Genomic DNA, 7,805 nt, shown 5'->3' with positions numbered 1-7,805 from the left:
GTCGAAGAACCGCACTGGAGCTGTGCGAGGAAATCCGGGAAATGGCCCGCCGGAGCCCCCGACGGTCAGGATATGAGCCGGTCCGTCCGGAGGACCACGTGTTCAACCGAGAAAGGCGCGCCGGTTGATCGGCGCGCCTTTCCGTTCGGCCGGGGAGTCCCGGTACCGCTCACCCTCGGGCGACGGCGTCCTTCTCGGGGGCGGCCGCGGCGAGTTCGGGCGAGTCCAGCCGCATCGTCGTCGGCCCCTCGCGGCGGTCCGCGACCAGGTGCAGGCGCTGGACGCCCTCCCCGGCGGGCTCGCCGAGGACGGCCTGGCAGGCGCAGGGGTCGTCGGCGAAGCCCGCGAACCGGTAGGCGATGTCCATCATGCGGTTGCGCTCGGTGCGCCGGAAGTCGGCGACGAGGTGGGCGCCGGAGCGGGCCGCCTGGTCGATCAGCCAGTTGAGGATGACCGCGCCGGCACCGAAGGTCACCACGCGGCACGAGGTCGCGAGGAGCTTGAGGTGCCACAGATCCGCGTGGCGCTCCAGGAGGAGCACGCCCACGGCGCCGTGCGGACCGAAGCGGTCGGTGAGGTTGACGGTCAGGACCTCGTGGTCCGGGTCGACCAGCAGCGCACGCAGCGCGGCGTCCGAGTAGTGGACGCCGGTCGCGTTCATCTGGCTGGTGCGCAGGGTCAGTTCCTCGACCCGCGAGATGTCCTCCTGGTCGGCGCGCTTGATCTCCATGACGAGGTCGAGGGTGCGCAGGAACTCCTCGTCGGGGCCGCTGAAGGTGTCCTTCTCGGCGTCCCGGCGGAAGCTCGCCTGGTACATCTCCCGGCGGCGCCGGGCGTCGACCGTGACGATCTCGGGGCTGAACTCGGGCAGTGCGGTCAGCTCGGCCGCCCGCTCGGCCGGGTAGCAACGGATGTCGGGCGCGTGGTAGTTGACCTCGGCGCGCTCGGTGGGCAGGTCGTCGATGAAGGCGACGGCCGTCTCCGCGAAGTTCAGCCGCTCGGCGATCAGCCTGACCGCGTCGGACTTGCGCCCCCACCCGATCTGGGGATGCACGAAGTACTCGGCGAGGCCCAGGTCTTCGAGCCGCTTCCAGGCGAGGTCGTGGTCGTTCTTGCTCGACACCGAGTGCAGGACTCCCCTGGAGTCGAGCTCGACGATGGTGTCGTGGATTCCGGGGAACAGTTCGACGGTCGGGTCCTCCAGCAACGTGCCGTCCCAGACGGTGTTGTCCAGGTCCCAGACCAGGCACTTCACGAGGGTTGGCTTCTCAGCCACGGGGGTCTCCTACCAGCTTTCGGTCGGACTTCGGTCGGATGGACGTCAGTCGGAAATCGACAGGGCGTGGTCCGCCAGGATCAGCCGGCAGATCTCGTTGCTGCCTTCGATGAGCTCCATGAGCTTGGCGTCCCGGAACGCGCGGGCCACCACGTGGCCGTCCTCGGCACCGGTCGATCCGAGCAGTTGGACCGCGGTGGCGGCGCCGCGGGCCGCGTGGTTCGCGCTGACGTGCTTGGCGAGGACCGCCGTGAGCCCCATGTCCGGGGCGGCGGAGTCCCATTGCCGGCTGGCGTGCTCGCAGCTGCGCCGCGAGACCTGCTCGGCGACGAGCAGCTCCGCGAGGTGCCCGCGGACGAGTTGGTGCTCGGCGAGCGCCACGCCCGCCTGGTGCCGGTGCTTCACGTGCCGGGTGGCGGCGCTCAGGCAGGCCTGCAGGATGCCGACGCAGCCCCACGCGATCGACACCCGCCCGTAGGAGAGCGCCGTGGTGAAGAGCATCGACAGGGGCTGTCCGCCGCCGCCCAGCACGTGGGTGGCCGGCAGCCGGACGTTGTCCAGGCGGATGTTGGCGTGGCCGGCGGCCCGGCAGCCCATCGGCTGGGGTACCAGGTCGATGTGCACGCCCGGCGCGTCGACGGGGACGATCGCGGCGGCCGCGCCGTCGCTGTCCCCCTGCCGGCCGATGACGACGACGAAGTCGGCGTACCGGGTGCCGGTGACCCACTTCTTCTCGCCGTCGATGACGAACCCGTCACCGTCGGCCTTGATCCGGGTGCGCATGGCCGCCAGGTCGCTGCCGGCCCCCGGCTCGCTGAAGCCGACCGCGGTGAGCTTCCCGCCGGTCAGCTCCGCCAGGAAGGTGCGCCGCTGCTCGCGGTCGCCGAAGCGCTGGATGGTCCAGGCCGCGATGCCCTGCGAGGTCATGATGGACCGCAGGGAGCTGCACAGGCTCCCCACGTACGCGGTGAGTTCGCCGTTGTCCTGGCTGCTCAGCCCGAGGCCGCCGTAGGAGGCCGGCACCTGCGCGCACAGCAGGCCCTTGGCGCCGAGCGTGCGCAGCACGTCGAGGGGCAGTTCGCCCGCGACGTCCCAGGAGCCGGCCCGGGAGCCGACGAGCTCGCCGATGAGGGCGCGCTCGTCGGCCGGTCGGTCAGGCATTCCCGGCCGCCACCGCGTCGCCGCGCAGGCGCAGCACGAGGCCGGCCATGCCCCCGACGGTGCGGAAGTTGTCGAGCTTGAGGTCGCCGCCGACGATGGCGATGTCGTAGGCGTCCTCCAGGTGGACGACGAGCTGCATGGCGAACATCGAGGAGACCACGCCGGAGGCGAAGAGGTCCTGGTCCAGCTCGACGTCGGTCTTGATGCGCTCGGCGAGGAAGCCGAGGATCTCCTTCTGGAGGGTCTCAGCGGTCAGCGGAGTGTTGTCCCCGTGGACGGTCATGACGCGACCTTTCCGTAGTCGTAGAAGCCCCGGCCGGTCTTCCGGCCGAGGTGGCCGTCCCGCACCTTTTCGAGCAGGAGGTCACAGGGGCGGCAGCTTTCGTCACCGCGGCGCTCGTAGAGCACGTTGAGCGAGTCGACCAGGTTCTCCAGGCCGATCAGGTCGCCGGTGCGCAGCGGGCCGGTGGAGTGGCCGAGGCAGCCCTCCAGCAGGCCGTCGACGACCTCGACGGAGGCGACGCCCTCCTGGACGAGCATGGCCGCGGTGTTGATCAGCGGGTGGAGCAGGCGGTTGATCACGAAGCCCGCCGAGTCCTCGATGACGAGTGCCTCGCGGCCGAGGACGGTGAGCAGCTCGGTGGCCTGCTCCAGGACGGCCGGGTCGGTGCGCGGGCCGCGGATGACCTCGACCATCTTGATCATGTAGGAGGGGTTCATGAAGTGCACGCCCACCAGGTCCTCGGGGCGCACGATCCACTCGGCCATCTCGTCGATCGGGATGCACGAGGTGTTGGAGATCAGGGTGGTGCCGGGCGTCACGACCCGGGAGGCCGCGGAGAGCACCTCCTGCTTGACCTTGTCGACCTCGGTGACGGCCTCGACCACGGTGGTGGCCTCGGCGATGTCGTCGAGGTTGACGCTGGTGGTCAGCGTGCCCTGCGGGCGGTCGGCCGGCAGGACGCCCATGAGCTGGGCGTGCCGCAGCTTCTGCCGGATGGTCTGCCGGGCCGTCTCCAGCACGGTCTCGTCGACGTCGACCAGGACGACGGAGACGCCGTGGCCGAGGGCAAGCGCCGAGATGTTGGTACCCATCACACCGGCGCCGATGATGGCGAGGCGGTGCTCCTCAAGAGCAGTGCTCATGGATTCTTCCCTGCTGTTTCGTGAGCCGGTTCCTGTCGGCCGGCCCGGTCGTGGTGACGCGGCCCGGTGTGGTCCGCCGCTCAGGCGCGCAGCAGCGCGGCGAGAGCGGCGGGGGTCGGGTGCTTGAACACGTCGGCGAGTTCGAGGTTCCTGCCGGTGAGCTCTTCGACCCGCTGCGCCAGGACGGCCGCGAGCAGCGAGTGGCCGCCCGAGTCGAAGAAGTTCGTCTGTGCCGTGGCGTCGGTGCTCAGCAGCTGCCCCCAGATCCCGACGAGGCTGCGGACGAGCGCGTCGTCCTCCGCCGGGTCCGGCCGGTCGGCGCCCTGCTCGACGGCCTTGCGGGCCAGCGCGCGGAGGGCCTCGTGGTCGGGGCGGCCGTCCGGTGTCCTGGGCAGCGCGGCCAGGCGGACGAACAGCCGGGACCCGGCGGGGGCGCCGGTGTCGGTGGCCGAGCCCGGGGCAACGGCCGGGTCGGCGACTGTCCCGGTGGTCGGGTCGGTGGTCGGGTCGGTGGACGCCTCGGTGGTCGGGTCGGTGGACGCCTCGGTGGCCGTCTCGGTGGTCGTCTCGGCGAAGGCGACGACGGTGTGCCCGCCGTCGGGCCGCGGCACGGCCAGCGCGGCGGCCGCCGTCACCCCGGCCCGGCCGAGCAGGTCGGCCTTCACGCGGCCGAGGTCGACCGGGCCGTCCTCGGTGGTGACCCGGCGGTCGGCCCGGCCGAGCCACTCGATCGCCCCGTCGGACCGCCGGCGGGCGAGTTCGCCGGTGCGGTGGTGGCGCCCGTACCGTGCGTCGGTCGCGACCGCCGGACCGTCCGGCCCGCTCGGGGCCGCAGCCGTTCCCGCGAGGCGGAGTTCACCGCGCAGTCCGACGGGCAGCTCGCGCCCGTCGGGGGCGGTGACGAAGGCCCGGGTGCCGGCCACCGGCCGCCCCCGGGTCAGCCCGTCGGGCCTCTCCACCCGGCCGGACAGCACCCAGCCGGTGGTCCCCGGAATGCCGAGGCCGCTGTGCAGTCGGCAGCCGCCCGCGAGGAGCCGCTCCGCCACCTCGGCGGTCAGCTCGTCGCCCCTGGCCAGCACCGTCAGTCCGGGCAGCTGCCCGGCCGGGTCCGCCAGGAGTCGGGCCGGGGTGCCCGGCGGGACGACGGCGACGGTCGCGTCGAGCCCGTCGACGGCGGCCCGGAGGGCGGTCGCGTCGGTCCGGGCGCCATCGGGCAGGACCACGCAGCGGCCGCCCGCGCCCAGCGCCAGGAAGGTCTCGAAGAGCGCGTCGAAGCCGGCCGGCGCGGCGAGCGTCGGCACACCGGTGCCGGGCCCGACGCCGAGCTCGGCCGCGAAGTGGCCGACCGCGTCCGCGAGGCCCGCGTGGCTGAGCACGGTGGCGACCGGTTCTCCGGCCTCCCCGCAGGTGTAGAACACGCAGGCGGGCGCGGTCGGTTCGCCGTCCGCGTCCGGTCCGGCGGGACCGGGCGCAGGGGCGTCGGCCGACGTCAGGACCGGCGGCAGGTCGGCGTCGTCGGGCAGCCGGACACCCGTCCCTGTGAGGACGGCCTTCGCCCGCGCGTGGGTGAGCTGCCGGGTCAGCCAGGACGGGTCGTGTCCGGCGTCGAGCGGCAGGCAGACGGCGCCGGCCCGCCAGACGCCGAGGGCGGCGGCCGCGGCCTCGCGCCGCGGCACGGCGATCGCCACCGTGTCGCCCGGCCCGATGCCGGCACCGGCCAGCAGCGCGCGGACGGCGGATGCCGCCCCGTCCACCTGCCGGTAGTCGACGCCGTGGTCGCCGTCGGTCACGGCCGGGGCCTCGGGTGTCTTCTCCGCCCAGGCCCGGAACGCCGCGGGCACCGTCGGGCGCACGGCCGGGGCGGCCGTCCCGTCGGCCCGGTCGACGGCCCGGCGGTCGGCGTCGCTCCAGCCCGCCGTCCCGGCGAGCGGCCGGTCCGGGTCCTGCGCGGCCGCGACCAGCAGGGCGTCGAACCGGTCCAGCATCGCCTCGACCTCGGCCGGGGCCAGCGTCTCGGAGTGGCGGAACACGATCTCCGCCCGGGACGGCGAGCCGACCAGCTCCAGGTCGAACTTGCTGTGCGGGTTCTCCACCGTCAGCACCCGGGCCGCCATGCCGCCGACCGACAGCTCGCCGGCCGGCGCCTCGGGCAGGAAGTTGAACAGGTGGCGGAAGAGCTGGGTCTGCCAGGACGTACCGATCCCCGGCAGCTCCCCGGTCAGCTCGTCGACCGGGGTGTCGGCGTGCGCCATCGCCCCGAGGAACGCGTCCCGGGCCTGCCGGGCCAGCGCCCGGAAGCCCTCGGCGAGGTCCACCCGGATCCGGATCGGCACGACGTTGACGTGGTAGCCGATGGCGGCGGTGTTCGCCCCGCGGACGTTGACCGGGGAGCCGATGACGAGGTCCGGTCCGGCGCCGTGCGCCGCGAGGAGGGCCGCGTAGGCGGCCAGCATCACCGCGCCGAGCGGCGCCCTGACCGCACGCTGCAACTGCAGCACGGCCTGCTGCGCCCCGGGGGAGAGCGCGCGGCTCGCGGTATCGCCCCGCAGCCGCGGCTGCCGGTCGCGCGGGGTGCCGCACCACAGCTCCAGCCCGGCCGGGTCGAAGCCCTCCAGGGTCTCCCGCCAGTAGGCGAGGTCGGCGGGCCGCGGCTCGGGCTCGGCGAGCGCCGGGGCCGGTGCGGTGGCCTGTGGCGGCACCGGCCGGCCCGCCGCGATCGCGTCGTAGACCGGGATGAACGCCTGGAGGAACAGGGCCACCGAGACCATGTCGAAGACCAGGTGGTGCACGGCCACGCAGAGCACGTCGCCGTCCGGACGGACGGCGTGCCCGATCCTGACCAGCGGCCGGCCGTCGAGCCGGAACGGCCGGTCCGCGAACGCGGTCAGCTGCCGCTCCACCGGGTCGCCCGACAGGTCGAGCGGCTCGATCTCCACGGCGAACCCGCTCGCGGGGACGACCTCCTTGACCAGGTCCGCCCCGGTGGTGCGGTAGACGGTCCGCAGCACCTCGTACCGGCCGACCACGATCGCCAGGGCCGCCCGCAGCGCGTCCGGCCGCAGCCGCCCGCTCACCTGGAGGGCCAGCCCCAGGTTGTTGACCCCGGTCTCCGGGACCAGCTGCTCCAGCAGCCAGAGGGCCTTCTCCTTGCTCGTCGTCGCGGTCGGCGCCGAGGTCGTCGGTGCGTTCGTCGTCGCGGTAGTCGGTGCGTTCGTCGGTGCGTTCGCGCGGTCCGGTTCCGGCGGCCGGCCGGACGCGCCCAGGTCGGAGTTCATCGCCCTCAGAATTCGGCGTTGTCGAGGAGGAGCCGGACCGTCGAGTCGTCCCGCAGGAGGTCGACGTGGCCGATCTCCAGCGAGAGCCGCCGACCCAGCACCTTGCTGGCGTTGACCACCGTCGCCGCGCCGGTCCGCTCCAGCTCCGCGTAGTCGGAGGAGGTGACGGCGAGCGCCTCGCCCCAGGCCCGGCTCGGGTCGATCTGGGAGGCGGCGGAGAGCCACGTCATGTACGACTCGAAGAGCAGCACGACCTCGTCCCGGCGGGCGTCGGCGAGACCGATCCGCCGGAAGGCGATGGAGGCCATCTCGCGGTAGAGGCCGACGATCTCTACGGCGGCGTCGAGCAGGCCGATCGACGGGGTCCCGACGATCTCGGCGGCCCGCTCGCGGGCGTGCTCCGCCTCCTCCGCGGTGAAGACCGGGCCGGCCAGCGCGATCATCTTGTGGATCTCGGACTCCAGCAGCTGCAGGTCGGTGACCTGCGGGTCGAACAGGACCACCTTGGGGGCCGTGCCCTGACGCTGCGCCAGGCGGTCGGCGATCTCACCGGCGTAGACGCCGCCGACGCAGTAGCCGAGCACGGCCACCACCTCGTACTTCTCCCACTCGCCGGCGTTCAGCCAGTGCTCGGTGTAGTAGTCGCCGGCCGGGCGGTCGGCCAGGCGGACCGGCGGGGGCGTGGTCTGCAGGAACCCGTGCCCGGCCCAGGCCGGGCCCATCTTCCGTGCGAGGTCCTCGAATCCGGCCTCGCGCCGCCCGGCGGCGGGGAAATCGATTCCGAGAACAAGGGACTTCGACGTCGGGGCGGTTATGACGCTCCAGGCGTTCTCGTTCGGCACTTTCTCATCCCATCTTCGGAGTCGGACGGCTGGTTTCCCTGCGGCACAGCCCGTGGAACATTTCCTCGAAGAACCGGTCGGACACCGGCACGGCCCCGGAGCGCC

At 73.3% G+C, this 7,805-nt stretch carries 6 protein-coding genes; all 6 read right to left on the bottom strand.

What is annotated here, in order from left to right:
- Positions 1-169: 169 nt before the first annotated feature.
- Positions 170-1,276, bottom strand: a complete 1,107-nt coding sequence (locus tag OG618_RS27660) for an HAD-IIIC family phosphatase (protein ID WP_329490251.1) — start codon at positions 1,274-1,276, stop codon at positions 170-172.
- A 45-nt stretch (positions 1,277-1,321) separates the two neighbouring features.
- Positions 1,322-2,437, bottom strand: a complete 1,116-nt coding sequence (locus tag OG618_RS27655) for an acyl-CoA dehydrogenase family protein (protein WP_329490250.1) — start codon at positions 2,435-2,437, stop codon at positions 1,322-1,324.
- Positions 2,430-2,720, bottom strand: coding sequence for an acyl carrier protein (locus tag OG618_RS27650; RefSeq protein WP_329490249.1), 291 nt, complete (start codon positions 2,718-2,720; stop codon positions 2,430-2,432). The genes OG618_RS27655 and OG618_RS27650 overlap by 8 nt, the downstream gene beginning before the upstream one ends.
- Entirely contained in the window at positions 2,717-3,583 is an 867-nt protein-coding gene (locus tag OG618_RS27645; protein ID WP_329490248.1) for a 3-hydroxyacyl-CoA dehydrogenase family protein, read from the bottom strand. The genes OG618_RS27650 and OG618_RS27645 overlap by 4 nt, the downstream gene beginning before the upstream one ends.
- Before the next feature lie 80 nt (positions 3,584-3,663).
- A complete protein-coding gene (locus OG618_RS27640) occupies positions 3,664-6,858 on the bottom strand; it encodes a condensation domain-containing protein (protein ID WP_329490247.1) in 3,195 nt (1,064 codons plus the stop codon).
- Positions 6,859-6,863: 5 nt separating this feature from the next.
- Positions 6,864-7,700, bottom strand: coding sequence for a hypothetical protein (locus tag OG618_RS27635; protein ID WP_329490246.1), 837 nt, complete (start codon positions 7,698-7,700; stop codon positions 6,864-6,866).
- Positions 7,701-7,805 lie beyond the last annotated feature (105 nt).

The sequence above is a fragment of the Kitasatospora sp. NBC_01246 genome (assembly GCF_036226505.1).
Classification (GTDB): Bacteria; Actinomycetota; Actinomycetes; order Streptomycetales; family Streptomycetaceae; genus Kitasatospora.
Note: the sequence above shows the minus strand (reverse complement) of the source record. Positions and strands in the feature narration are given on the sequence as shown.

Bases quoted from the DNA above. Each gene is read 5' to 3' on its own strand.
- OG618_RS27655 (WP_329490250.1), bottom strand. From the start codon at position 2,437: ATGCCTGACCGACCGGCCGACGAGCGCGCCCTCATCGGCGAGCTCGTC.
- OG618_RS27650 (WP_329490249.1), bottom strand. From the start codon at position 2,720: ATGACCGTCCACGGGGACAACACTCCGCTGACCGCTGAGACCCTCCAG.
- OG618_RS27645 (WP_329490248.1), bottom strand. From the start codon at position 3,583: ATGAGCACTGCTCTTGAGGAGCACCGCCTCGCCATCATCGGCGCCGGT.
- OG618_RS27640 (WP_329490247.1), bottom strand. From the start codon at position 6,858: ATGAACTCCGACCTGGGCGCGTCCGGCCGGCCGCCGGAACCGGACCGC.